The organism is Sinomonas gamaensis, from assembly GCF_005876955.1.
GTDB classification, from domain to species: domain Bacteria; phylum Actinomycetota; class Actinomycetes; order Actinomycetales; family Micrococcaceae; genus Sinomonas; species Sinomonas gamaensis.
In genome coordinates this window covers 349695-375721 of record NZ_SSCL01000003.1, presented here as the reverse complement: position 1 = coordinate 375721, position 26027 = coordinate 349695, and the positions used below count along the sequence as shown (strand labels likewise).

The window sequence follows — 26027 nt, the reverse complement described above, 5'->3', positions numbered from 1 at the left end:
CGGCTTTCCCCACGCAACGCCCCTTCCCGCAGTCCGCGGGGAGGGGCGTTGTGCATGTATGGCGCGTTTGTGAGACTGGCCCCATGAGCTCCCAGTACCGGGTGCAGCGTCTTCGCCTGCCCGCTTCCATCCACGGTGAGGATGCTGCGGAGTTCCGGGAATTCTCCGAGCTCACCGATTCGGTCGAACGCCAGATCTGGGGCAACGACGACCGCTGCTCGCCGCCGGCCTTCCGGCTCGGGGTATGGCGGGACACCCGCTACGAGCTCACCTCGCTGTTCTTCGTCCGCCTTGGCGGGCGCATGGTGGGGCGGGGCTGGTGCCAGATGCCGCTCAAGGAGGACCGCGATCGCGCGATAGTCCGCGCGGAGGTGCTCGACGAGTTCGCGGGCCAGGGCATCGGGCGCGTCCTGCTCGACGCGGCCACAGAAGAAGCCGAGCGCTACGGCCGGACCCTGCTGAACTCGTTCACAGAGCACCCGGTGGGATTTGAAGCGGAGGACGTCGTCGTGCCCTCGACGGGCGCGGGCGCGTTGCCGGCGGGCCAGCGTTCGGTCTCGTTCGCCCGCGCGGCGGGCTTTGCGCTCAGCCAGATCGAGCGCTTCAGCGAGCTTGTCCTCCACGCGTACGACGACGGATGGCCGGCTCTTGAGGCCGCGGCGACAACCGCCGCGGCCGGCGAGTACGACGTGCTGCTGTGGGAGGGCATCCCGGACGAGTTCCAGGCCGAGATGGCGCACCTGCTCGCACGCATGTCGACCGACGCACCTTCGGGCGTTGACGCGTGGGACGCCGCGGAGTGGGACGCCGAGCGCGTCGCCTCACTCGAGGCCCAGCTCTCCGATGCGAGCACGCTGCCGCTGTACGCCGTCGCCCGCCACCGTTCGACTGGCCGTCTGGTCGGGTATACCTCCCTATGGGTGCGCTCAGGCAAGGAGGACGTGGCGGACCAGGACGATACGCTCGTCGTGCCGGAGCATCGCGGCCACTCGCTGGGCCTGCTGATCAAGCTCGCGAACCTTCGGGCGTACCGCGAACGATTTCCCACGGCACGCAAGGTCGTCACGTTCAACGCGGAGGAGAATCAGCACATGCTCGCCATCAACGAGGCCCTGGGCTTCAGGCCCGCGGGGTACGACGGCGAGTGGTACAGGAGGCTGGGATGAGCCACCCCCTCGATGACGAAGAGCAGGCGATAGCGGAGGCGGCCTTCCGTCTCCCGGTTCCGCCGACGTCGGCGGTCCGCACTGAGGCGAGGGCCGCGCAGGTGGCGGGGATCGCCGTCGTCGTCAGCTTTGTCGCGGCCCTGATCGCCTTCGCCGGCCGCCGGCCGGGGCTCTCGGGGGGCAACGGCGTGGGTGACGTGGCTGCCCTCATCGGCGGGGTGGTCGCGGCGATCGTCCTGCCGCTCGCGTACCGGCACAGCTACGACCATCCCCAGCACCACTGGCTCGTGGAACGCCCGGCGTGGCGGCGCTATCTGGGCCTCCTCGCGCTGGCAGCCGTGCACGGTGCGATCGCGTTCATGGCGGCCTGGGCAGGGTTCCGGATCTTCCAGCAGGCGTTCGGAAGCCTCACGATGGACCCGTTCGCGGGGGCGATCGCGACCTCGATCGTCGGAGGCCTCTCGGCCTACGCGACATACCAGTCCGGGGCGCGCATGAACAGCTACCTCCTCTCGAACCTGCTCGCGACCTACCTCGGTGCGGGCGTGCTGACGTCGATGGTCACCACAACGAACCCGACATGGTGGGAGGTGAACTTCAGCGTGCTCGGGGCGGCGAACAGCGGCGTGGCGTGGGCCTTCAACGCAACGCTCGTGACGGGCGGGATCGTCATCACGATGCTCGCCGAGTACGTGACTCGGGACATCCAGGCCCTTGCGGCGTATCGCGGCGACAGCTCGGGCCGGAGTGATGTTCGGACGCGGCCTGTTCTCGTATGCCTGGTCCTCATGGGGATTCTCCTGGCCGGAACGGGCCTCGTCCCGGTGGATGTGTTCATGCCAGCGCACAACGCCCTCGCCACGTCGATGTCCGGGGCGTATGTCGCGCTTGTCGTGGGGCTCCCGAAATGGGTTCCGGGGTTGAGCCGGACGTTCCAGGTCACGGGCTTCGTGATGCTCGGGGGAGCGGTGCTGGCCGTGTTCCTCTGGTACCCGCTGGCGTACTACAACATGACCGCCATGGAGCTGTTCGTGGCGGGAGTTGTGCTGGGCTGGCTGGTGCTGCTCATCCGGAATGTCGCCGCTGCGCTCGAGGACGCGCGGAGGCGCGCGCTGAGCGATCTGCTCGGCAGCTGACGCGGATTTGGTCCGATGCCGACGCATCGCGTACTCTGAGAAGACCAAAGACCGCCGGTCGCTGTTTCGTGTGCTCTGAGCCTGCGCAAACAGTCTAAGGTCCCCGGAAGGGGCGGCCTGCGCAGGTGAACGAGCGCCAAGCTCTGGTGCGCATTTACGCGCCAGCCCTCCACGCCCCGTGCATCTGCGCGGGGCGTTCGTATTTCCGGGAACCGAGTATCGGCCAAATTCCCCGGAAGGAGGGTTATGGCAACGCCTAGCAAGGTGGCAGCTGTCGAGGAGATCACCAAGGATTTCCAGGATTCGGCGGCAGCAGTCCTGACCGAATACCGTGGGCTCTCCGTCGCCCAGCTCAAGAAGCTGCGTCGTGCGCTCGGCCAGGACAACAAGTTCTCGGTCGTGAAGAACTCCCTGACCGCCATCGCCGCGAAGGAGGCCGGCGTCGAGGCGTTCGACGGCCAGCTTGCCGGACCGACTGCGATCGCGTTCATCAAGGGTGACGCCGTTGCGGCCGCCAAGAGCCTGACCGACTTTGCCAAGGAGAACAAGCAGCTGGTCATCAAGACCGGCTACTTCGAGGGCAAGGCGCTCGACGCGAACGAGGTGGCCGCTCTGGCCGCCCTGGAGTCCCGCGAACTGCAGCTCGCACGGGTTGCCGGCGTCCTCAAGGCGCCCATGTCCGCCGTCGCGCGCGTCGTCGACGCGCTGCGCATCAAGCTCGAGGAAGAGGGCGGCGCTCCGGCCGCTGCTTCCGAGGCTCCGGCCGAGGCCCCTGCCGAGAGCTGATCTCAACCACCCCCACATACTCGGCGCGCTGCGGGCACACCCCGGCCGCGCCACTGAAACGAAAGGACGCCAACCATGGCGAAGCTCACCCAGGACGAGCTGATCGAGGCCTTCAAGGAGCTCACCATCATCGAGCTCTCCGAGTTCGTGAAGAAGTTCGAGGAGGTCTTCGAGGTCACCGCTGCTGCCGTGGCCGTTGCCGGCCCCGCCGGTGGCGGTGCTGAGGCTGCTGCTGAGGAGGAGAAGGACTCCTTCGACGTCATCCTCGAGGCTGCTGGCGACAAGAAGATCGCGGTCATCAAGGAGGTCCGTGGCCTCACGTCGCTCGGCCTCAAGGAGGCCAAGGACCTCGTCGACGCCGCCCCCAAGGCTGTCCTCGAGGGCGCCAACAAGGAGACGGCGGAGAAGGCCAAGGAGGTCCTCGAGGCCGCTGGCGCCACTGTCACCCTCAAGTAAGCTCTCACGCTTGCCCGAAGGGCCCCGGTTCCATTGTGGAACCGGGGCCCTTCCCGTTGAGCGGTCCCCGGTCAGAGGGGGTCGCTGATGTCTGCTACCGTCGCGTCCAGCGTCCTGAACAGCTCCTCGGCGTCCACGAACGCGCTCCTGCCGTGTTCGCCTGCACCGAGGGAGATGCGCCCGCTGATGCTCGCGTCGGCATACACGGGCCAAGCCGTGGTCGAGCCGAGCGGGGTGATGGTTCCGCGTTCGTAGCCGGTCGCTTCAAGCGCGACGTCGGCGGCCGGCATTGAGAGCCGGTTCACCCCGACGAGCTTGCGGAGCTTGGGCCAGGAGATCTGCCGGTCTCCGGGGATGAGCGCGAACAGGAAGCTCCCGTCCGGGTGCCGGACCACGAGAGACTTCACGATCTCCCGAGGCTCGATCCCCAGATTGGCGGCCGCTTCCTCGAGACTGCGGGCGCGCCCGCGGTCGGCAACTTCGACGCGTAGGCCGCGCGCCGCGGCGTCGTCGAGAAAACGCGTGTGTCCACTCACGGGCCGCTCAGTCCCGGAAGAGCAGGAGCGCCTCGCCCTGCCCGCCGCCGCCGCAGAGGGCGACGGCGCTGCGTCCCCTCCCGCGGCGCGCGAGCTCGAGCGCGGCGTGGCCTGCCAGACGGGCCCCGGATGCCCCGATCGGATGGCCGAGGGCGATCGCGCCCCCGTGGATGTTCGTCCTCTCCAAGGGGTACTTGAGGTCCTTGAGCGACTGGACCGCGACCGAGCCGAACGCCTCGTTGATCTCGATGAAGTCGAGGTCCTCGGTGGTCCAGCCCGCGCGCGACAGCGCGTTCGCGATCGCGTTCGACGGCTGCGAGTGGAGTGAGTTGTCAGGCCCCGCCACCTGCCCGGGCTTGCCGACGACGGCCAGCCAGGAGAGCCCGTGCTCTTCGGCGTAGGCGCGGCTCGTCAGGACGAGGGCGGCGGCGCCGTCCGAGAGCGGCGACGAGTTGCCCGCGGTGATCGTCCCGTCCGAGGCGAAGGCGGGCTTGAGCGGTGCGAGCGTCTCGAGGCTCGTGTTCGGGCGCACGCCCTCGTCCGTCGTCACCGGAATCGGATCGCCTTTGCGCTGCTTGACCTCGATCGGCGAGATCTCGTCGTCGAACACGCCGTCCTTCTGGGCCCGCGCGGCTCTCTGATGCGAGGCCGCTGCAACCTCGTCCTGCGACTTCCGGTCGATGCCGAGAGTCAGATTGCGGCTCTCCGTCGAGAGGCCCATCGACTGCCCGTCGAAAGCGTCGGTGAGCCCGTCGTGGGCCGCGACGTCGAGCGCGGCAACCGTTCCGTACATCCAGCCCTGCCGCGAGCCGGGCAGCACGTGCGGGGCGCGGCTCATCGACTCCTGGCCGCCGGCGACGACGACGGTCGCGTCACCGGCGCGGATCATTCGGGCGGCGTCGATCACCGCGGTAAGCCCCGAGAGGCACACCTTGTTCAGGGTGACACAGGGGACGTTCCAGCCGATGCCCGCAGCGATGGCGCTCTGGCGTGCCGGGTTCTGCCCGGCGCCGGCCTGGAGGACCTGACCCATGATGACGGTGTCCACGGCGTCCGGCCCCACCCCGCTCTTGCCGAGGGCCGCAGTGATGGCGTGTGCCCCGAGGTCGACGGCGGAGAAGCTCACGAGCTGTCCGTTGAGCCGGCCGAAGGGGGTGCGCGCTGCCGAGAGGATGACCACATCGTCGATGCCGCTGCTCATGGCGTCTCCTGTCACGTCGTCGTGGGCCTAACTAGCTGGTGTGTTTCAGGCTACCGCCGTTGAACCGCCCGCGCGCGGGCTGGGAACTGGGTGTACAGTTTCAGCTGCAGGACCACTCCGCACCTGCCTCGCGGTGGCGATGAGGCCTCCGCTCGTAGGCACTTGACCGGATCCGACTTGTGCGCTAGACACGTGCGCTTAAAGCGGCTATGCTAGATCTTTGCGTTCTCCCTTTCTGACCTCCAGCCTTCATATAGCGGTGGGCTCGTGGGCGGCCGTCCATTTAACAGAACAGTTGCTGGGCAGCCGCATGGTTGGGGGAGGGTGCGGACAATCCTGAAGGTCTGTGGAAGGATCCCTCTTGGTCGCCTCGAGCACCTCTGATACCCAAACCGCTAACACGGACGGCGCGCGTAGCCGGCTCTCTTTCGCCAAGATTCACGAGCCCCTCGACGTCCCCAACCTCCTCGCCCTCCAGACCGAGTCCTTTGACTGGCTCGTCGGCAACGAGCGCTGGCAGGCCCGCGTGGCCAAGGCGGCGGAGGAAGGCGACGCAAGCGTCGCCACCACGTCCGGCCTCGCCGACATCTTCGAGGAGATCTCCCCGATCGAGGACTTCCAGGGCACCATGTCCCTGAGCTTCTCGGACCCTGAGTTCGCGGATCCGAAGTACACCATGGAGGAGTGCAAGGAGCGCGACGCCACCTACTCGGCCCCGCTGTACGTCAAGGCCGAGTTCATGAACAACAACACGGGCGAGATCAAGCAGCAGACCGTGTTCATGGGCGACTTCCCGCTCATGACCGAAAAGGGCACGTTCGTGGTCAACGGCACCGAGCGTGTCGTCGTCTCCCAGCTCGTCCGCTCCCCGGGCGCCTACTTCGAGCGCGCCGCGGACAAGACGAGTGACAAGGACATCTTCACCGCGAAGATCATTCCGTCGCGCGGTGCCTGGTTCGAGCTCGAGATCGACAAGCGCGACCAGGTCGGCGTGCGCCTCGACCGCAAGCGCAAGCAGTCGGTGACCGTCCTCCTCAAGGCGCTCGGCTGGAGCGAGGGGCAGATCCTCGAGGAGTTCGGCGAGTACGACTCGATCCGTGCCACCCTCGAGAAGGACACCACGGAGACCCGTGAGGACGCGCTCCTGGACATCTACCGGAAGCTCCGTCCGGGCGAGCCCCCCACGGTCGACGCTGCCCAGTCGCTGCTCGACAACCTCTACTTCAACCCGAAGCGCTATGACCTCGCCAAGGTTGGCCGCTACAAGATCAACCGGAAGCTCGGCGTGGACCGCCCGCTCTCCGACCGCGACGCCTCGGTCCTCCACATCGAGGACATCGTGGCGATGATCAAGTTCCTCGTCGCGCTGCACGCCGGCCAGAAGTCCATCTCGGGTGTCCGCGACGGCCAGCCGATCGAGGTCCGCGTTGAGGTCGATGACATCGACCACTTCGGCAACCGCCGCATCCGCGCCGTTGGCGAGCTCATCGAGAACCAGGTCCGCACCGGCCTGTCCCGCATGGAGCGCGTGGTGCGCGAGCGCATGACGACTCAGGACGTCGAGGCGATCACCCCGCAGACCCTTATCAACATCCGCCCGGTGGTGGCTGCGATCAAGGAGTTCTTCGGAACGTCCCAGCTCTCGCAGTTCATGGACCAGAACAACCCGCTCTCGGGCCTCACCCACAAGCGCCGTCTCTCGGCCCTCGGCCCCGGCGGCCTGTCCCGCGACCGCGCGGGCATGGAGGTCCGTGACGTCCACCCGTCGCACTACGGCCGCATGTGCCCCATCGAGACCCCTGAAGGCCCGAACATCGGCCTCATCGGCTCTCTCGCCTCGTACGGGCGGATCAACCCCTTCGGGTTCATCGAGACGCCCTACCGCAAGGTGAACAACGGCGTGGTCTCCGACCAGGTCGAGTACCTCACGGCAGACGACGAGGCCGAGGTCCAGATCGCCCAGGCCAACTCGCCGCTGAACGAGGACGGCAGCTTCGCCGAGGACATGGTCCTCGTCCGCCAGCGCGGCGGCGGCGGCGAGCCGGTCCTCATCCCGGCCGACGAGGTCGAGTTCATGGACGTCTCCCCGCGCCAGATGGTGTCGGTCGCGACCGCCCTCATCCCCTTCCTCGAGCACGACGACGCGAACCGAGCCCTCATGGGTGCGAACATGCAGCGTCAGGCCGTGCCGCTCGTCCGTTCCGAGGCGCCGTTCGTCGGCACCGGCATGGAGCGCGCGGCCGCGGTGGACGCGGGCGACGTCGTTGTGGCTACGAAGGCCGGCGTCGTCACCGAGGTCTCGGCGGACCTCGTCGTCGTCCTGAACGACGACGGCACGGAGACGAACTACCGCATCGGCAAGTTCGACCGCTCGAACCAGGGCAACTGCTACAACCACCGCGTCCTCGTGAACGAGGGCGATCGCCTCGAGCTCGGCGGCATCATCGCCGACGGTCCGGCGACGGACCAGGGCGAACTCGCGCTCGGCCGCAACCTCCTCGTCGCGTTCATGTCGTGGGAGGGCCACAACTTCGAGGACGCGATCATCCTCTCGCAGCGCCTGGTGTCCGAGGACGTCCTGTCCTCGATCCACATCGAGGAGCACGAGATCGATGCGCGCGACACGAAGCTGGGCGCGGAAGAGATCACCCGTGACATCCCCAACGTGTCCGAGGAGGTCCTGTCTCAGCTCGACGAGCGGGGCATCATCCACATCGGCGCTGAGGTCGAGGCGGGCGACATCCTGGTCGGCAAGGTCACCCCGAAGGGCGAGACCGAGCTGACCCCGGAGGAGCGGCTCCTGCGCGCGATCTTCGGCGAGAAGTCCCGCGAGGTCCGTGACACGTCCCTCAAGGTCCCGCACGGCGAGTCCGGCACCGTCATCGGCGTCCGCGTCTTCGACCGCGACAACGATGACGAGCTGCCCCCGGGCGTCAACCAGCTCGTGCGCGTCTACGTCGCTGCCAAGCGCAAGATCACGGACGGCGACAAGCTCGCTGGCCGCCACGGCAACAAGGGCGTCATCTCCAAGATCCTGCCCGTCGAGGACATGCCGTTCCTCGCCGACGGAACTCCCGTCGACGTCGTTCTCAATCCGCTCGGCGTGCCGGGCCGTATGAACGTGGGCCAGGTCCTCGAGACGCACCTCGGATGGGTCGCGAAGACCGGCTGGAAGATCGAGGGCGAGCCGGAGTGGGTCAACAACCTCCCGAACCTCCCGCGTGAGACGGGCCCGAACCAGAAGCTCGCCACCCCGGTGTTCGACGGCGCGCGCGAGGAGGAGATCTCCGGTCTTCTCGACTCGACGAACGTCACCCGCGACGGCGACCGGCTCATCAACTCCTCGGGCAAGGCGCAGCTGTTCGACGGTCGTTCCGGAGAGCCGTTCCCGGATCCGATCTCCGTGGGCTACATGTACATCCTGAAGCTCCACCACCTCGTGGATGACAAGATCCACGCTCGGTCCACCGGTCCGTACTCGATGATCACCCAGCAGCCGCTCGGTGGTAAGGCGCAGTTCGGCGGCCAGCGCTTCGGCGAGATGGAAGTGTGGGCCCTCGAGGCCTACGGTGCGGCGTACACGCTGCAGGAGCTCCTCACGATCAAGTCGGACGACATCCACGGACGCGTGAAGGTCTACGAGGCCATCGTCAAGGGCGAGAACATCCCCGAGCCGGGCGTCCCCGAGTCCTTCAAGGTCCTCATCAAGGAAATGCAGTCCCTGTGCCTGAACGTGGAGGTCCTCTCCGCAGACGGCCAGACGATCGAGATGCGCGATTCCGACGACGCGGTCTTCACCGCCGCCGAGGAACTGGGCATCGACCTCTCGCGCGACGAGCCCAGCTCGGTCGAAGAGGTCTAGTCCTTCACGTATCGGCGCAACGAACGACTTAGAGAACGAGAGAACAGGGACCATATTGTCCAGCGAATCCTCCTTCGGCCTCATGCAGATCGGCCTCGCCACCGCGGATGACATCCGCAACTGGTCGCACGGCGAGGTCAAGAAGCCGGAAACCATCAACTACCGCACGCTCAAGCCCGAGAAGGACGGCCTCTTCTGCGAGAAGATCTTCGGCCCGTCGCGGGACTGGGAGTGCTACTGCGGCAAGTACAAGCGCGTTCGCTTCAAGGGCATCATCTGTGAGCGCTGTGGCGTCGAGGTCACGCGCGCCAAGGTGCGCCGCGAGCGGATGGGCCACATCGAGCTCGCCGCTCCCGTGACCCACATCTGGTACTTCAAGGGCGTCCCGTCGCGTCTGGGCTACCTGCTCGACCTCGCCCCGAAGGACCTCGAGAAGGTCATCTACTTCGCCGCGTACATGATCACCAGCGTGGACGAGGCCCGCCGCCACGAGCAGCTCCCCAACCTCCAGGCCGAGCACGACCTCGAGAAGAAGCAGCTCATCGACGCGCGCGACTCGGACATCGCCGCCGTCGCCCGTGACCTCGAGGAGGAGCTCGCCAAGCTCGAGGCCGAGGGTGCCAAGGCTGCGGACAAGAAGAAGGCGCGCGACTCTGCCGACAAGACGATGGCGACGATCCGCAAGCGCGCGGATGCCGACATCGAGCGCCTCGACGCCGTGTGGGACCGCTTCAAGAACCTCAAGGTCGCCGACCTCGAGGGCGACGAGGCGCTCTACCGCGAGCTCCGCGATCGCTACGGCATGTACTTCGAGGGTTCCATGGGAGCCGAGGCGATCCAGCGTCGCCTCGAGTCCTTTGACCTCGAGGCCGAGGCCGAGGTGCTTCGCGAGATCATCCAGAACGGCAAGGGCCAGCGGAAGACCCGCGCGCTCAAGCGGCTCAAGGTCGTCAGCGCGTTCCTCACCACTGACAACAAGCCGCAGGGCATGGTCCTCGACGCGGTCCCGGTGATCCCCCCGGAACTGCGCCCGATGGTCCAGCTGGACGGCGGCCGCTTCGCGACCTCCGACCTCAACGACCTGTACCGGCGTGTGATCAACCGCAACAACCGCCTCAAGCGGCTTCTCGACCTCGGCGCGCCCGAGATCATCGTGAACAACGAGAAGCGCATGCTTCAGGAAGCGGTTGACTCGCTCTTCGACAACGGCCGTCGCGGCCGCCCGGTGACGGGCCCCGGCAACCGTCCGCTCAAGTCGCTCTCGGACATGCTCAAGGGCAAGCAGGGCCGGTTCCGTCAGAACCTGCTCGGCAAGCGCGTCGACTACTCGGGCCGTTCGGTCATCGTCGTCGGCCCGCAGCTCAAGCTGCACCAGTGCGGCCTGCCCAAGCAGATGGCGCTCGAGCTGTTCAAGCCGTTCGTCATGAAGCGGCTCGTGGACCTCAACCACGCGCAGAACATCAAGAGCGCCAAGCGGATGGTGGAGCGCTACCGCCCGCAGGTGTGGGACGTGCTCGAGGAGATCATCACCGAGCATCCGGTGCTGCTCAACCGTGCACCTACCCTCCACCGCCTCGGCATCCAGGCGTTCGAGCCGCAGCTCGTCGAGGGCAAGGCCATCCAGCTCCACCCGCTCGTGTGCGCGGCGTTCAACGCCGACTTCGACGGCGACCAGATGGCTGTGCACCTTCCGCTGAGCCCGGAGGCCCAGGCCGAGGCCCGCATCCTCATGCTGTCCTCGAACAACATCCTGAAGCCGTCCGACGGCCGCCCGGTGACCCTGCCGTCGCAGGACATGATCATCGGCCTGTACCACCTCACCACCAAGCGTGAGGGCGCAGCGGGCGAGGGTCGTGTCTTCGGGTCCGTCGCCGAGGCGATCATGGCCTACGACAACCGCGAGCTGCACCTCAACGCGCAGGTGAAGATCCGTCTCGAGGGCTTCGTGCCGTCGGCGGAGCGTCCGGCCCCCGAGGGCTGGGAGGCCGGCCAGCCGGCGCTCGTCGAGACGTCGCTCGGCCAGGTCATCTTCAACGAGACCCTGCCCGAGGACTACCCGTGGGTCGAGTCCGTGGCGGACAAGGGGCAGCTCTCGAAGATCGTCAACGATCTCGCGGAGCGCTACCCCAAGGTCGTCGTCGCGGCGACCCTCGACAACCTCAAGGACGCAGGCTTCCACTGGGCGACCCGTTCGGGCGTCACCGTGGCGATCTCGGACATTGCGGTGCCCGAGGCGAAGCCGACCATCCTGGCGGGCTACGAGGACCGTGCGGCGAAGATCCAGAGCCAGTACGACAAGGGCCTGATCGACGACGAGGAGCGCCGCTCCGAGCTCATCGAGATCTGGGACAAGGCGACCAACGAGATCGCCTCGGTGATGCGCGAGTCCATGCCGAAGATGAACACCATCAACCGCATGGTCTCCTCCGGTGCCCGTGGTAACTGGATGCAGGTCCGACAGATCGCCGGCATCCGTGGCCTCGTGGCCAACCCGAAGGGCGAGATCATCCCGCGCCCGATCAAGTCCTCGTACCGCGAGGGCCTGTCGGTGCTCGAGTACTTCATCGCCACGCACGGCGCCCGCAAGGGTCTTGCCGATACGGCTCTCCGTACCGCCAACTCGGGCTACCTGACGCGTCGTCTCGTGGACGTCTCGCAGGACGTGATCGTGCGCGAGGAGGACTGCGGCACCGAGCGCGGCCTCGTCGTCCCGATCGCGATCCCGGACCACAACGGGGAGCTTGTGCGCGATGAGAACGTGGAGAACACGGTCTACACGCGCACGCTCGCTGTCGACGTCGTCGACTCCGAGGGCAACGTCCTGGCCGAGGCCGGCGCTGATCTGGGCGATGTGCTCATCAACCGCCTCGTCGAGGCGGGCATCACCGAGCTCCGCGTCCGCTCCGTCCTGACCTGCGAGTCCGCGGTCGGGACGTGCGCCAAGTGCTACGGCCGGTCGCTCGCGAGCGGCAAGCTCGTGGACATCGGCGAGGCGGTCGGCATCATTGCCGCCCAGTCGATCGGCGAGCCGGGCACCCAGCTGACCATGCGTACGTTCCACACCGGCGGCGCCGTCTCGGCGTCCGGCAGCGAGGACATCACCCAGGGTCTTCCCCGTATCCAGGAGCTCTTCGAGGCCCGCACCCCGAAGGGTGTTGCCCCGATCTCCGAGTCGGCGGGCCGCGTCTCGATCGAGGACACGGAGAAGCAGCTGCGGATCGTCGTGACCCCGGATGACGGCAGTGAGGAGATCGCGTATCCGGTGTCCCGCCGTGCGCGTCTGCTCGTCGAGGAAGGCCAGCACGTCGAGGTCGGGCAGAAGCTCGTCAACGGCCCGGTCGACCCGAAGCAGGTCCTGCGTATCCAGGGCCCGCGCGAGGCGCAGAAGTTCCTCGTCGACGAGGTCCAGGGCGTGTACCGCTCGCAGGGCATCGGCATCCACGACAAGCACGTGGAGGTCATCGTCCGGCAGATGCTGCGTCGCGTCACGGTCATCGAGTCCGGCGACACGGATCTGCTCCCCGGCGAGCTCGCCGAGTCCCGCCGCTACCGCGACGAGAACCGCCGCGTGGTGTCCGAGGGCAAGCGTCCGGCTTCCGGGCGTCCCGAGCTCATGGGCATCACCAAGGCGTCGCTCGCCACGGAGTCCTGGCTCTCGGCCGCGTCCTTCCAGGAGACCACCCGCGTCCTCACGCAGGCGGCCATGGAGGCGAAGAGCGACCCGCTGCTGGGCCTCAAGGAGAACGTCATCATCGGTAAGCTCATCCCGGCCGGTACCGGTCTGCCGCGGTACACGGATATCGCGGTCGAGCCCACCGAGGAGGCCAAGGCCACGCTGTTCACCGGTCCGAGCGCCTTCAGCGACTTCGCCTACGATCCGCTGAACGGCGACGGCGTCCAGGAGTTCCACGCGATTCCGCTGGACGACTACGACCTGGGCGGCGGCGACTACCGCTGACGGCCCGCCGTCGTCGTCCCTCTCCACTGCGAGCGGACGACGACGGCGACCGCCGCCACCGCGCGGCCCTCTCCCGTTGCGCCGTCACGTCCGCTGGGTTCACACCCGGCGGACGTGACGGCGCAACCGTCGTTTAGGGGGCACCCGGCTGCGCGTGCTAAGATTTCTACGATTGTTTCTGTGTGGCAGAGGATGATGGCCGCTGTGCGAGAGCACGGGCGGGGCCTGTTTCCGGGTTGCGGGGTTGGTGCGCAACAAATGCCACACTTTCGCACGCCTACGGTCGATCGCCGCAGCGAGTGTGAATCGACCGTCAATGCTCGTTGAGGCAGGCCCGTGGTACGGGTGAGCCTGCCCCGAGCGCAGTCAACGAAAGTACGGAGAACACGAAAGTGCCTACCATTCAGCAGCTGGTCCGCAAGGGCCGCGCGCCGAAGGTCTCCAAGACCAAGGCTCCCGCCCTCAAGGGCAACCCGATGCGCCGCGGCGTGTGCACCCGCGTGTACACGACCACGCCGAAGAAGCCGAACTCCGCGCTCCGCAAGGTCGCCCGTGTCCGCCTGACCGGCGGCATCGAGGTCACGGCCTACATCCCGGGCGTCGGCCACAACCTGCAGGAGCACTCGATCGTGCTCGTCCGCGGTGGCCGTGTGAAGGACCTTCCCGGTGTCCGCTACAAGATCGTCCGCGGTGCGCTCGACACGCAGGGCGTCAAGAACCGTCAGCAGGCCCGCAGCCGCTACGGCGCGAAGAAGGAGAAGAAGTAATGCCTCGCAAGGGTCCTGCCCCCAAGCGCCCGCTCGTCGTCGACCCGGTCTACGGCTCGCCGCTCGTCACGCAGCTCATCAACAAGGTCCTCGTGGACGGCAAGAAGTCCACGGCTGAGCGCATCGTCTACGGTGCTCTCGAGGGCGCCCGCCAGAAGACCGGCGGCGATCCCGTGGCCACGCTCAAGAAGGCGATGGACAACGTCCGTCCGACCCTCGAGGTCAAGTCCCGCCGCGTTGGTGGTGCGACCTACCAGGTTCCCGTCGAGGTCAAGCCGGGCCGCGCGACGGCGCTCGCTCTCCGCTGGCTCGTCGGCTACTCGAAGGCGCGCCGTGAGAAGACCATGACCGAGCGCCTCCAGAACGAGCTCCTGGACGCCTCGAACGGTCTCGGTGCCGCGGTCAAGCGCCGCGAGGACACGCACAAGATGGCGGAGTCGAACAAGGCCTTCGCCCACTACCGCTGGTAAATGCCTGATTCGCCGCTGGCCCCACGAGGGCCAGCGGCGAATGCGCAGCCTACAAGGGAAACATAGGGAGACACCGTGGCACTCGACGTGCTTACCGACCTCAGCAGGGTCCGCAATATCGGCATCATGGCCCACATCGATGCCGGCAAGACCACCACGACCGAGCGGATCCTCTTCTACACGGGCGTGAACCACAAGATCGGCGAGACGCACGACGGTGCTTCGACGACCGACTGGATGGAGCAGGAGAAGGAGCGCGGCATCACCATCACGTCCGCCGCGGTGACCTGCTTCTGGAACCAGAACCAGATCAACATCATCGACACCCCCGGCCACGTGGACTTCACGGTCGAGGTCGAGCGCTCCCTGCGTGTGCTCGACGGCGCCGTTGCCGTCTTCGACGGCAAGGAGGGCGTCGAGCCGCAGTCCGAGACGGTGTGGCGTCAGGCCGACAAGTACAACGTTCCCCGCATCTGCTTCGTCAACAAGATGGACAAGCTCGGCGCGGACTTCTACTTCACGGTCGACACGATCATCAAGCGCCTCGGCGCGAAGCCGCTCGTCATGCAGCTTCCGATCGGTGCTGAGAACGACTTCGTCGGCGTCATCGACCTGCTCACCATGAAGGCCCTCGTCTGGCCTGGCGACGCCAAGGGCGACGTGACCATGGGTGCTGCCTATGAGACCCAGGAAATCCCGGCCGACCTCAAGGAGCGCGCTGAGGAGTACCGCCACCAGCTCGTCGAGACGGTCGCCGAGGCCACCGAGGAGCTCATGGAGAAGTACCTCGAGGGCGAAGAGCTCACCATCGAGGAGCTCAAGGCCGGCATCCGCCACCTCACGGTCAACTCCGAGATCTACCCGGTGTTCTGTGGCTCCGCGTTCAAGAACCGCGGCGTCCAGCCGATGCTCGACGCGGTCATCGACTACCTGCCCTCGCCCCTCGACGTGCCCGCGATGATCGGCCACGACCCGAAGGACGAGTCGGTCGAGCTGTCCCGCAAGCCGAGCGAGGAAGAGCCGTTCTCGGCTCTCGCCTTCAAGATTGCTGCGCACCCGTTCTTCGGTCAGCTGAACTTCATCCGCGTGTACTCCGGCAAGGCGACGTCGGGCATGCAGGTGCTCAACTCGACCAAGGGCAAGAAGGAGCGCCTCGGCAAGCTCTTCCAGATGCACGCCAACAAGGAGAACCCGGTCGAGGAGCTCCACGCTGGCCACATCTACGCCGTGATCGGCCTCAAGGACACGACGACGGGCGATACGCTCTGCGATATCAACAACCCGATCGTCCTCGAGTCGATGACCTTCCCGGAGCCCGTGATCTTCGTGGCCATCGAGCCGAAGACCAAGGGCGACCAGGAGAAGCTCTCGACGGCCATCCAGAAGCTCTCCGCTGAGGACCCGACGTTCACCGTCTCCCTCAACGAGGAGACCGGTCAGACCGAGATCGGCGGCATGGGCGAGCTCCACCTCGACATCCTCGTGGACCGCATGCGCCGCGAGTTCAAGGTCGAGGCCAACGTCGGCAAGCCGCAGGTCGCCTACCGCGAGACCATCAAGAAGAAGGTCGAGAAGGTCGACTTCACGCACAAGAAGCAGACTGGCGGTTCCGGCCAGTTCGCGAAGGTGCAGGTCACGTTCGAGCCGCTCGACACGTCCGAGGGCACGTTCTACGAGTTCGTGAACGCTGTCACGGGTGGGCGCGTGCCGCGCGAGTACATCCCGTCGGTCGATGCGGGCATCCAGGACGCCATGCAGTTCGGCATCCTGGCGGGCTACCCGATGGTGGGCGTCAAGGCGTCCCTCATCGATGGTGCCTACCACGACGTCGACTCCTCCGAAATGGCGTTCAAGATCGCCGGTTCGCAGGTGTTCAAGGAAGGCGCGCGCCGCGCCAACCCGGTCCTCCTCGAGCCGCTCATGGCCGTCGAGGTCCGCACGCCTGAGGACTACATGGGCGACGTGATCGGCGACCTCAACTCCCGCCGTGGCCAGATCCAGGCCATGGAGGATGCGGTCGGCGTCAAGGTCATCCGTGCGCTCGTCCCGCTGTCGGAGATGTTCGGCTACATCGGCGACCTGCGCTCCCGCACCCAGGGCCGCGCAGTCTACTCGATGCAGTTCGACAGCTACGCCGAGGTCCCGAAGGCTGTGGCCGACGAGATCATCCAGAAGTCGCGCGGCGAGTAGTTCTGGAGGCGGTCGCCTGAGGGCGGCCGCCACCCCCGCGGGGCCGGTTGCCCCGCGAATTTTACGAAAGAATCAGCTCCAAAGTAGACTTGCCAGAGTTTCAGTTGCGACCGTCGCGGCTGGAGGCAGTCTTCTAAAAAACCCTTCTAGGAGGAACCAGTGGCGAAGGCCAAGTTCGAGCGGACTAAGCCGCACGTCAACATCGGTACGATCGGTCACGTCGACCACGGTAAGACCACGTTGACTGCTGCCATTTCCAAGGTGCTTCACGACAAGTACCCGGACCTGAACGAGAGCCGCGATTTCGCGTCGATCGACTCCGCTCCCGAGGAGCGCCAGCGCGGTATCACGATCAACATCTCCCACATCGAGTACCAGACGGAGAAGCGTCACTACGCTCACGTCGATGCTCCGGGTCACGCCGACTACATCAAGAACATGATCACCGGTGCGGCTCAGATGGACGGCGCCATCCTCGTGGTCGCCGCCACGGATGGTCCGATGGCCCAGACGCGCGAGCACGTTCTGCTCGCCCGCCAGGTTGGCGTTCCCTACCTGCTCGTCGCGCTGAACAAGGCGGACATGGTGGACGACGAGGAGCTTCTTGACCTCGTCGAGATGGAGGTCCGCGAGCTCCTGTCGTCGCAGGGCTTCGATGGCGACAACGCTCCGGTCATCCGCGTGTCGGGCCTCAAGGCCCTCGAGGGTGATCCCAAGTGGGTCAAGTCCGTCGAGGAGCTCATGGACGCTGTCGACGAGAGCATCCCGGACCCGGTCCGTGACCGTGACAAGCCGTTCCTCATGCCGATCGAGGACGTCTTCACGATCACCGGTCGTGGCACCGTCGTCACCGGCCGCGCCGAGCGTGGCACCCTCGCCCTGAACTCCGAGGTCGAGATCGTCGGCATCCGCCCGATCCAGAAGACCACGGTCACGGGTATCGAGATGTTCCACAAGCAGCTCGACGAGGCGTGGGCCGGCGAGAACTGTGGCCTCCTTCTCCGCGGTATCAAGCGCGAAGATGTCGAGCGTGGCCAGGTTGTCGTCAAGCCGGGTTCGATCACCCCGCACACCGACTTCGAGGCGAACGTCTACATCCTCTCCAAGGACGAGGGTGGGCGTCACAACCCGTTCTACTCGAACTACCGCCCGCAGTTCTACTTCCGTACCACGGACGTGACCGGCGTCATCACCCTCCCCGAGGGCACTGAGATGGTCATGCCTGGCGACAACACTGAGATGACCGTTCAGCTCATCCAGCCCATCGCCATGGAAGAGGGCCTCGGCTTCGCTATCCGTGAGGGTGGCCGCACGGTTGGCTCGGGCCGCGTTACCAAGATCCTCAAGTAGTCTTCACGAGGATTCGGCGGCCTGCTAGCCGCCACTGAGAAGCCCCGCCGCACCATTGCGGCGGGGCTTTTTCGTCCCGTATTATTCCAGCAACTGGATTAAATGCGCGCCTTGAGCGCGGAGCGGGGGAGTCATGAGCGGTCCTGAGTTCGACGCGTGGTATCAAGCTGGCTTCGACGCCGGTCGGCGTGAGGGCTTCGCGGAGGGCCACCGCTCCGGCTTCTTCGAAGGCCACCGTGCTGGGTGGGAACAAGGGCTGCGGGATGCTGGTGCCGGAGGTTCACTGCCGCCGCCGGTCCCTGCTCCGGGACCGCAGCCGGCTCGGGCCCCTTCGCCTGCTCAGGCCCCCTTGATTGTCCCCGCACGGCCTGGCCCCTCACGGCACGCGCCTGTCATGTCAGGTCCGCCCGTGCTTCGGCGGCCAGAGGAGGATGCAGACGCCGCCGCTGCCAGACGGCGCCGTGCGCGCCGCGGAGTCCAGAACGCGAACATCGCCCTGTACGCGGCCTCGCTGCTGATCGTGGCCGCGGGATCGTTGTTCTTGGCGAGCGGGGTCGCAGACATCGCGAGGATCATGGCCCTGATCTGCGCCACCGCCCTCTTCTACTCAGCGGGGCTCGTGGTTCATGCGCGGGTGCCGCGACTCCGGCCCGCAGCTGTGGCCTTCACAGGCACGGGGCTGGCGCTTCTTCCAGTCTCGGGTCTTGCGGTGGATCTGATCTTGGTTCATCGCCCAGGGGTGACCTGGCTCGTCACGAGTCTTGTGGGCCTGGTGGCTTTCGGGGCAGCGGCGGTCCGGCTTCAGAGTCGTATCCTCGTATATCTGTCGTTGACCTTTGCCTTCAGTGCCGCGTGGTCCGGCGCGTCCGCCCTCGGGGGAGCCTTGGCGATGGACTTCGCCGCGATCATCATGCTTTCCGTAACCCTGGGGATCATCGCGGTCGTCCGGCCACGATGGGTCCCGCCGATCATCCTGCGTTCGGTCATTCGGCTGCACCCCTATGTCGCTCCTGCCACGTTCGCCGCCGCGACGTTTGCTGCGCCGGGGCTGGAGCGCGGGCAGTATCCCGCACTCGTCGGCGCCCTCTGCCTCCACTTCTCGCTGACAGTTCTGATTCGCGGGCCCCTTGCGTTGCGGCGCTTCTCGTGGTGGTCGGCGCGTACGACGGCGGTCATCGCCGTCGCGACTGCCTTCAGCCAGGCGGCGGATTTGGGCGTCTTCGGTGATCGCCTCATCGCTTTCGACGCTGCAGCCGTCGCTGCGGGCGTCATGACTGCCCTCCAGGTACTCGCTGTCGGCATCTTCGAGCGGCCCATCTCAACAGCCGTCGGGCTGTCTCCGCGTGGCATCCGGATTGAGCAGGGCACCGGGACAGTGATCCTGGCCGCGCTTCTCCTTCTTGCCGTGATCGCCCGAGCGCTGGATCTAGGTGGGGCGCGGCCCGTCCTCTTCGTGTTGGCTGCCCTGACGGTCTTAGGGGCCCAGTTCTGCGCGTGGCGGCACGGCCGTGCTACGGAAGCGCTGCCGGTCGTGGCACTCGCCCTCATCGCCGTCGTGGGCGGTCCTCTCGGCCGTGATTCCGTCGCGGTGCTCTCGCTCGTGGCGACGCTTTACTGGCTCGCCCGCGCTATCTGGTCCCCGAGCCTGGTCCTGCCCGGTGATGTGGCTCAGGCCGGTTGGGACAGGGGCCGCTGCGTCGTTGCCGCACGGATCGCCTCCGTGTTTGCCGCTTCGGCTGTCCTCAACGCCGTCCTGCCCGGCTCGGTAGGGTCCGGCGTACGCGCGGCGGCAGTGGCCACAGCGGCAGCGCTGATGGCCTCCCTGCAGCTCGTCGTCCCTGCCTTGCGCCAAGCGGACGCACTCCGACCAGCTCCATTCGCAGGCCCTCACGTGACCGGCTTCATGGCGGCGGCAGCGGTTGGCGGAACCGTTGCCGCAGCGCTGGTCGAGCCGCCGCATGCCGCGACACTGCACGTCATCGCCGCGCTGGGCTGTTCGATCGCGGCCCTGACGCTGATGACGATGTCGATCGGCAAGCCTCATGGCGAGAGCAAGACGGTCCTAACGGTTCGCTTCGAGGAATGGCTGCCCGCGGCGATGCTGTCCGCCGCGGGGCTCGGCCTGTTCGCTGCCGACCGGTGGGGCGGGGGGACCAGCGTTCTGGCCACGCTCTGTGTCGTCTGCGCTGGGGGCTTCTGGCAGTCGTCGAACTCGGCGCGTCGGTGGATGTACGGGTGGGCGACTAGGGTCGTGGTGACCGCCCTCGCGCTGGCAGTGTTCCACATGGCGGCCCGCGAAGGTTGGGTCCTCACCGTCGTGGGGCAGACCGTCACGGCGGCTCACGTTCTTGGGGTCGTTGCGCTCGCCCAGCTGGCGATTCCCCTTGTCGCCGAGGTCCGCGGCACAAGGCGCCGCGGCGTGGCCTTCCGCTGGGGCCTCGAAGACGCCTCGGTGATTCTCGCTGTTGCGACGGCGGCGTGCGCCACCGCTTCCGGCCCCGTCACGTCGGCGCTCATCGTAGGGGTGGCGGTTGGCGCCGCGCTGGCCGGACTCGCATTTCTCCGCCGGAAGGCCGCGGTCGCGGTGGCGCCGAGTGCATACATCCTTACCTCGCTCCTCGCCGCGGGGGATCTGCGGGTCTTGGAGATCGTCACGGCCATCTTTGCGGTCTACGCGGCGATCGTTGTCTTCCTCAGTCGGGACCGCACGGTGGGCGGGGTTCATCTGGTGGCCGCACGCCTGCTGCCTCTGGTCCTCGTTGCCATGGTGGCCCACGATGCCACGGCGTCGGGCACCGTGGTGAGCGTCGCACTCGCGGCCGGCCTCGCCGCGCAGCACGTGGCGCGACTGCTGCTCCGCGGCCGTGCTGCGGACCTTCCGTTCCAGGCCGCGACGTACTGGAGCAGTATCGCCGCCCAGTTTGCCCTGCCCGTTGTCTATGCCGCCACGGGCCGCGGGGAACAGGTCGGCGGACGCTGGGTGCTCCTCGTGGAATCGCTGCTCCTTGTCGCGAGCGTTCTGCTGACCCTGCGCCGCCAGCGAGCAGCGGGGTATGCCGGAATCGTGGGATTGCTCATGACCTTGGTCTGGGCAGGCCCGGCGATCCCGTTCCCCCGCGGCCAGTTCCTCGCTCAGCCACTCGTGACGGGGGTCGGCATGGCACTGACGGCGTGCGTCATCGCCCTCGCTCACACGGTCGGCATGGTTCTGTGGGACGGGACCCGTCGCACCAGCGGAAACCTGGGGTCCTTGTGGCCCTGGACGGCGGGAGCGGCGAGCTTCGCCTTCGTCGCGGCAACGGCGAGTGCCCGAGAGCCAGCCTGGGTCGTCGGTCTCGCGCTCGCCAGCTGCGCGGCCGTCCTGTTCGCGGCCAGCAGCGTGTGGGGCCACGTCCCGGTGGCTTCGGCGGTGTCGTTCCCGCTCGGTACCCTGGCCGCGCCAGCGGCGACGATCGCCGTCGCGCAGAGCATCTTCGCGCGCGAGGTGCCGCCTTGGGACGGCGTGCTCGTGACGCTTGTGGGCGGGGTGCTCCCGGCCGGAATCGGACTGGCGCTCCGGTGGGCCACCGTGTGGGCTGCAGCGGATGAACGGCTAGTCGGCCTCGCGCGGCTCGGCGCAGATCCGGTGCGACGCTGGTCGCTCGTGGGGAGCGCCGTCGTCGCTCTCGGGCTTGCGGCCCGTGCCGCGTGGGCGCCCCCAGCCTCCCCAGTCCTGCCCTTCCTCGCGTTGGCCCTCGTCGCCCTGACTGTCCCCGAACTCGCGCCTCGGTGGCGGCGGATCGCCGCAGAGCTCGGGACGGTGCTCGTGGTCGCTGCGATCCAGAGGGCGCTGTTCGCCGGGAGGACGGGGGAGAGCCCGTTCTGGCTTGCACAGTGGTACGTGGTGGTCGCCGCGGTCGTAGCAGGCGTGCGCTACTTCTCGAGCCAAGTCCGCGCGGGGGCGATTTGGCTCGCAGCGGCGGCGTCGATGGCGACGGTGGCCGGACTCGCGGTGGCGTTCTCGGCTGATGGCCCTCAACAGGTTTGGCTCCTCGTCGTCTTCGCAGGGCTGGTAGGCACTGGCGTGGTGGTGGGGGAGCGCCGCTTTAGCGTGTGGGGGGCACTCGGTGTGCTCGCGTGTGTCCTCTGGGCCGTCCGGGCCTACCCGTACCTGCTTCTCGGTGCGCTCGGACTTGCCCTCATCGGGTGCGCGGTGTGGTGGCTCGTCCGCTCGCCGCGGGGCACACTGCTACCGTAGGAGGAGCCGAGCCGGTGGCCGGCGTTCCTTCAGAAAGGACCCGGGCATGGGCTGGATCATCGTGATAGCGCTCGTGGTCGTGCTTGTGGCCGGCTACTTCTACGTACGGAAGAACTTCAAGAACGAGATCGAGCGCGCCAAGCGCATCCGGCGCGCGAACCGCGGCGAGTAGGGCACCGGCCTCACGCTGCGGTCTGCCGGCGCCGGGCCTGGTTCAGGCTTCGCAGCCACTCGAACGAAGCCTTGGGAGTGCGCTCGAGCGTGTCGAAGTCAACGTGGACGAGCCCGAAGCGCTGTGAGTGCCCGGCAGCCCATTCGAAGTTGTCGAGCAGGGTCCACACGAACCAGCCGGCGAGCCTCACACCGCTGGCCGGGCCGTCTGGCCGTACCGCGAGCAGCGCGGATTCCAGGTGCGAGGCGAGATAGTCGATCCGCTCCTGGTCGTCAATCGGCTCGTCCGCGCTGGAGGGCTCCGGGAAGCTCGCGCCGTTCTCGGTGACGAAGATCGGCGGCAACGCGTCGCCGTAGCGGCGGTGCAGTTCGGCGAGCTGCATGCCGATGTGCTCTGGGGCGATGGGCCATCCGAATCCGGTCCGGGGGAACTCGGGGAACTCCGCCAGGTGGAAGGGGAGCTCCTTGAGGGCCTCGATCTCGCCGGCGAGCTCATTCTCGGGATCCGTTCCAGCCCCGATCCTGACCGGGTAGTAGTAGTTGAGCCCGTAGAAGTCGAGCGGCTGGTGGATCACCTCGAGGTCGCCTTTGCGGATCACTGCGCGCAGGGGCTTGAAGTTTCCACGGCCAAGCCAGGGAAGCTTCGGGTAGCGGCCCAGCAGGATGGGGTCGGCGTAGATGCCGTTGAACAGGGTGTCGAAGACGCGGGCGTGGAGCCTGTCCAGCAGCCGTGAGGACTTCGGATAGACGGGCGCGTGCAGATTGGTGATCCCCACCTGGCCTCGAGCGCCTGATGCCCTGAGCGCCTGAGTGGCAAGCCCGTGGGCGAGGAGCTGGTGGTGCACCGCGGGAAGTGCCCGATAGAAGAGCTTGCGACCGGGCGCGTGCAGCCCGAGCGCATACCCGTTGAGCGTGACGGTGACGGGTTCGTTGAGCGTGATCCACTGCGGCACACGGTCACCGAGCCGCCGCCCTGCCTCCGCCGCATAGTCGGCGAACCTTTCGGAGGTCGAGCGGGACAGCCACCCTCCTTCGCGCTCGAGTGCAAGGGGCGTGTCCCAGTGGTAGAGGGTCACCATCGGGCTGACCCCTGCTTCGAGCAGCAGATCGATGAGCCTGTCGTAGAACGCCCAGCCCTTCTCGTTCCACCGGCCGCGCCCCTCGGGCTGCACGCGGGGCCACGAGATCGAGAGCCGGTACGCGTCGACGCCGAGGTCCCCGAGGAGGGCGACATCCTCCTCGAGTCGGTGATAATGGTCGACGGCGACGGCGGGCGAGGCGCCGTCCTCGATGGCGCCGTCGAGCTCGGCGAAGACGTCCCAGCCTGAGGGGCCCCGGCCGTCGTCGTCCACGGCCCCTTCGATCTGGAAGGCCGCGGTAGCGACGCCCAGCATGAAGTCCGCGGGCAGCATGGCTGCCAAACGGTCGACGGCGAGGCGCGGCATGGGCCTATCATCGCCCCGCCCGCCGGGGCTTGGCTACAGGCCGATTGGCTATCGCCCGCGTTCTCTGGCACACTAGATGAGTTGTTCAAGCGCTCCTTCGCGTCCCGATCCGGATAATGCCGGGTGCAGGGTCCAAGCTGGGGCCCAAATATGACCCACCTCCGCAAAGAAGCTACGGGTACGTGCGTGTGCAAATCACGACACGCCCGACCGCGGGGGTCGGATGGTCGGCTGGCTGAGGAACCCGGGGGCTCCCGGATTCAGCCCGTGCGGCCTGTGGTGGCTTGACCTTGAATGCTTCGGCAGCCACGGATAGCTGAAACCGAACAGTGCGAATGACTGAATGCGAGTTGAGGATATGGCGGGACAGAAGATCCGCATCCGGCTGAAGTCGTATGACCACGAGGTCATCGATACTTCGGCGCGGAAGATCGTTGAGACGGTCACGCGCGCAGGCGCAACGGTGGTTGGCCCCGTGCCGCTGCCCACGGAGAAGAACGTGTACTGCGTTATCCGTTCTCCTCACAAGTACAAGGACAGCCGCGAGCACTTCGAGATGCGCACGCACAAGCGGCTGATCGACATCATCGATCCGACCCCCAAGGCTGTCGACTCGCTCATGCGCCTCGACCTGCCGGCGGACGTCAACATCGAGATCAAGCTCTAGTAGGGAGGTGCTGAGAGAACTATGACCGCAACCCGCAACGTCAAGGGGCTGCTGGGCACGAAGCTCGGCATGACCCAGGTCTGGGACGAGAACAACAACGTCATCCCCGTCACTGTCGTCAAGGCTGACACGAACGTCGTGACCCAGCTGCGCAACGCTGAGACCGACGGCTACACCGCCGTCCAGATCGGCTACGGCCAGATCGACCCCCGCAAGGTCACGAAGCCGATGGCCGGCCACTTCGAGAAGGCCGGCGTCACGCCGCGCCGTCACCTCGTCGAGGTCCGCACCGCGGACGCCGAGACCTACTCGCTCGGCCAGGAGCTCTCCGTCGAGCAGTTCGACGCCGGCCAGAAGATCGACGTCGTCGGCACGACCAAGGGCAAGGGCTTCGCCGGTGTCATGAAGCGTCACGGCTTCGCTGGCGTCTCTGCCTCGCACGGTGCCCACAAGAACCACCGCAAGCCCGGTTCCATCGGTGCTTGCGCCACCCCGGGCCGCGTCTTCAAGGGCCTCCGCATGGCTGGCCGCATGGGCAACGAGCGTCAGACGACGCTCAACCTCACGGTCCACGCTGTCGACGCCGAGAAGTCGCTGCTCCTCATCAAGGGCGCCCTCCCGGGTGCCCGCGGCTCGGTCGTCCTGGTCCGTTCCGCTGTGAAGGGAGCCTGAACTCATGGCTAACGCAACTGTGAACGTGGATCTCCCTGCCGAGATCTTCGACGTCCAGACCAACGTGCCGCTGCTGCACCAGGTTGTCGTCGCCCAGCTGGCCGCTGCCCGTCAGGGCACGCACAAGGTGAAGAACCGCGGCGAGGTTTCCGGTGCCGGTCGCAAGCCGTTCAAGCAGAAGGGCACCGGCCGCGCACGCCAGGGCTCGATCCGCGCCCCGCACATGACCGGCGGTGGCGTCGTCCACGGTCCGACCCCGCGTGACTACTCGCAGCGGACCCCCAAGAAGATGAAGGCTGCTGCGCTCCGCGGCGCCCTCTCGGACCGCGCCCGCAACGGCCGCATCCACGTCGTGGAGTCCCTCGCCTCGGGCGAGAAGCCGAGCACGAAGGACGCGATCGCGACCCTCAAGTCCATCACCGACCGCAAGAACATCCTTGTTGTCCTCGAGCGCGCCGAGGAGAACGCAGCCCTCTCGGTCCGCAACCTCCCCGAGGTGCACGCGCTCTACGCCGACCAGCTCAACACCTACGACGTGCTGGTCTCCGACGACGTGGTGTTCACCAAGGCGGCCTTCGACGCGTTCGTCGCCGATCGGGCGCCCAAGAACGAGGAGACCTCCAAGTGACTGCATCGAGCTACAAGGATCCGCGCGACGTCATCATCGCTCCGGTCGTCTCCGAGAAGAGCTACGGCCTGATCGACGAGGGGCAGTACACCTTCCTGGTGGACCCGCGCTCCAACAAGTCCGAGATCAAGAACGCGGTCGAGCAGATCTTCGCCGTCAAGGTTGCGTCCGTGAACACGGCCAACCGCGAGGGCAAGCGCAAGCGGACCCGTTTCGGCTGGGGCCAGCGCAAGGCAACCAAGCGTGCGATCGTCACTCTCAAGGACGGCGCCACGATCGACATCTTCGGCGGTCCGCTCGCCTGAGCGGAGACCACTTTAACGAGGAAT

At 67.0% G+C, this 26027-nt stretch carries 19 protein-coding genes; 16 read left to right on the top strand and 3 right to left on the bottom strand.

All coding sequences use genetic code 11. The features are described from left to right. The first annotated feature begins 83 nt into the window (after nucleotides 1-83). The 4 genes from E5679_RS06540 to rplL all read left to right on the top strand — a co-directional run bounded on the left by E5679_RS06540 (nucleotide 84) and on the right by rplL (nucleotide 3544). Entirely contained in the window at nucleotides 84-1166 is a 1083-nt protein-coding gene (locus E5679_RS06540) for a GNAT family N-acetyltransferase (protein ID WP_138414249.1), read from the top strand. Beyond that, nucleotides 1163-2302: a hypothetical protein gene (locus E5679_RS06535; protein WP_138414248.1), complete on the top strand. Its 1140-nt coding sequence runs from the start codon at nucleotides 1163-1165 to the stop codon at nucleotides 2300-2302. The genes E5679_RS06540 and E5679_RS06535 overlap by 4 nt, the downstream gene beginning before the upstream one ends. A gap of 246 nt (nucleotides 2303-2548) precedes the next feature. Continuing rightward, nucleotides 2549-3088 (top strand): 50S ribosomal protein L10, encoded by a 540-nt coding sequence (rplJ, locus tag E5679_RS06530; protein WP_138414247.1) that lies wholly within the window; start codon nucleotides 2549-2551, stop codon nucleotides 3086-3088. A 75-nt stretch (nucleotides 3089-3163) separates the two neighbouring features. Then, nucleotides 3164-3544 carry a 50S ribosomal protein L7/L12 gene (rplL, locus tag E5679_RS06525; RefSeq protein WP_138414246.1) on the top strand — a complete coding sequence of 127 codons (381 nt, stop codon included), beginning with the start codon at nucleotides 3164-3166 and terminating at the stop codon, nucleotides 3542-3544. A gap of 71 nt (nucleotides 3545-3615) precedes the next feature. Here rplL and E5679_RS06520 read toward each other — a convergent pair whose 3' ends face one another. Together E5679_RS06520 and E5679_RS06515 are read right to left on the bottom strand one after the other, a co-directional pair. Further along, on the bottom strand, nucleotides 3616-4080 hold the full coding sequence (locus E5679_RS06520; RefSeq protein ID WP_138414245.1) for an aminoacyl-tRNA deacylase: 465 nt from the start codon (nucleotides 4078-4080) through the stop codon (nucleotides 3616-3618). Between the two features lie 7 nt (nucleotides 4081-4087). Then, entirely contained in the window at nucleotides 4088-5281 is a 1194-nt protein-coding gene (locus E5679_RS06515; RefSeq protein WP_138414244.1) for an acetyl-CoA C-acetyltransferase, read from the bottom strand. A 361-nt stretch (nucleotides 5282-5642) separates the two neighbouring features. Here E5679_RS06515 and rpoB point away from each other — a divergent pair, with 361 nt between their 5' ends. From rpoB to E5679_RS21425, 8 genes are all read left to right on the top strand, one after another. Continuing rightward, complete coding sequence (rpoB, locus tag E5679_RS06510) at nucleotides 5643-9143, top strand: DNA-directed RNA polymerase subunit beta (RefSeq protein WP_138414243.1); 3501 nt, start codon at nucleotides 5643-5645, stop codon at nucleotides 9141-9143. 55 nt (nucleotides 9144-9198) lie between these two features. After that, nucleotides 9199-13101 (top strand): DNA-directed RNA polymerase subunit beta', encoded by a 3903-nt coding sequence (locus E5679_RS06505; protein WP_138414242.1) that lies wholly within the window; start codon nucleotides 9199-9201, stop codon nucleotides 13099-13101. A gap of 392 nt (nucleotides 13102-13493) precedes the next feature. After that, a complete protein-coding gene (gene rpsL / locus E5679_RS06500) occupies nucleotides 13494-13868 on the top strand; it encodes a 30S ribosomal protein S12 (protein WP_138414241.1) in 375 nt (124 codons plus the stop codon). Continuing rightward, nucleotides 13868-14338, top strand: coding sequence for a 30S ribosomal protein S7 (rpsG, locus tag E5679_RS06495; RefSeq protein ID WP_043119406.1), 471 nt, complete (start codon nucleotides 13868-13870; stop codon nucleotides 14336-14338). The genes rpsL and rpsG overlap by 1 nt, the downstream gene beginning before the upstream one ends. 75 nt (nucleotides 14339-14413) lie before the next feature. Beyond that, entirely contained in the window at nucleotides 14414-16528 is a 2115-nt protein-coding gene (gene fusA, locus E5679_RS06490) for an elongation factor G (RefSeq protein WP_138414240.1), read from the top strand. A gap of 159 nt (nucleotides 16529-16687) precedes the next feature. Then, a complete protein-coding gene (tuf, locus tag E5679_RS06485) occupies nucleotides 16688-17878 on the top strand; it encodes an elongation factor Tu (protein WP_138414239.1) in 1191 nt (396 codons plus the stop codon). A 394-nt stretch (nucleotides 17879-18272) separates the two neighbouring features. Next, nucleotides 18273-22115: a hypothetical protein gene (locus E5679_RS06480; RefSeq protein WP_138414238.1), complete on the top strand. Its 3843-nt coding sequence runs from the start codon at nucleotides 18273-18275 to the stop codon at nucleotides 22113-22115. A gap of 46 nt (nucleotides 22116-22161) precedes the next feature. Then, nucleotides 22162-22287, top strand: coding sequence for a hypothetical protein (locus tag E5679_RS21425; protein ID WP_275092545.1), 126 nt, complete (start codon nucleotides 22162-22164; stop codon nucleotides 22285-22287). 10 nt (nucleotides 22288-22297) lie between these two features. Here E5679_RS21425 and E5679_RS06475 read toward each other — a convergent pair whose 3' ends face one another. Next, nucleotides 22298-23731: a GH1 family beta-glucosidase gene (locus tag E5679_RS06475; RefSeq protein WP_138414237.1), complete on the bottom strand. Its 1434-nt coding sequence runs from the start codon at nucleotides 23729-23731 to the stop codon at nucleotides 22298-22300. A 358-nt stretch (nucleotides 23732-24089) separates the two neighbouring features. Here E5679_RS06475 and rpsJ point away from each other — a divergent pair, with 358 nt between their 5' ends. The 4 genes from rpsJ to rplW are packed head-to-tail and all read left to right on the top strand — an operon-like array spanning nucleotide 24090 to nucleotide 26003. After that, nucleotides 24090-24398: a 30S ribosomal protein S10 gene (rpsJ, locus tag E5679_RS06470; protein ID WP_043119398.1), complete on the top strand. Its 309-nt coding sequence runs from the start codon at nucleotides 24090-24092 to the stop codon at nucleotides 24396-24398. 21 nt (nucleotides 24399-24419) lie between these two features. Continuing rightward, nucleotides 24420-25070 (top strand): 50S ribosomal protein L3, encoded by a 651-nt coding sequence (gene rplC / locus E5679_RS06465; RefSeq protein WP_138414236.1) that lies wholly within the window; start codon nucleotides 24420-24422, stop codon nucleotides 25068-25070. Nucleotides 25071-25074: 4 nt separating this feature from the next. Beyond that, nucleotides 25075-25698: a 50S ribosomal protein L4 gene (gene rplD, locus E5679_RS06460; RefSeq protein WP_138414235.1), complete on the top strand. Its 624-nt coding sequence runs from the start codon at nucleotides 25075-25077 to the stop codon at nucleotides 25696-25698. Then, nucleotides 25695-26003: a 50S ribosomal protein L23 gene (gene rplW / locus E5679_RS06455; RefSeq protein WP_138414234.1), complete on the top strand. Its 309-nt coding sequence runs from the start codon at nucleotides 25695-25697 to the stop codon at nucleotides 26001-26003. Before rplD ends, rplW begins: the two co-directional genes overlap by 4 nt. The last annotated feature ends 24 nt before the right edge of the window (nucleotides 26004-26027 follow it).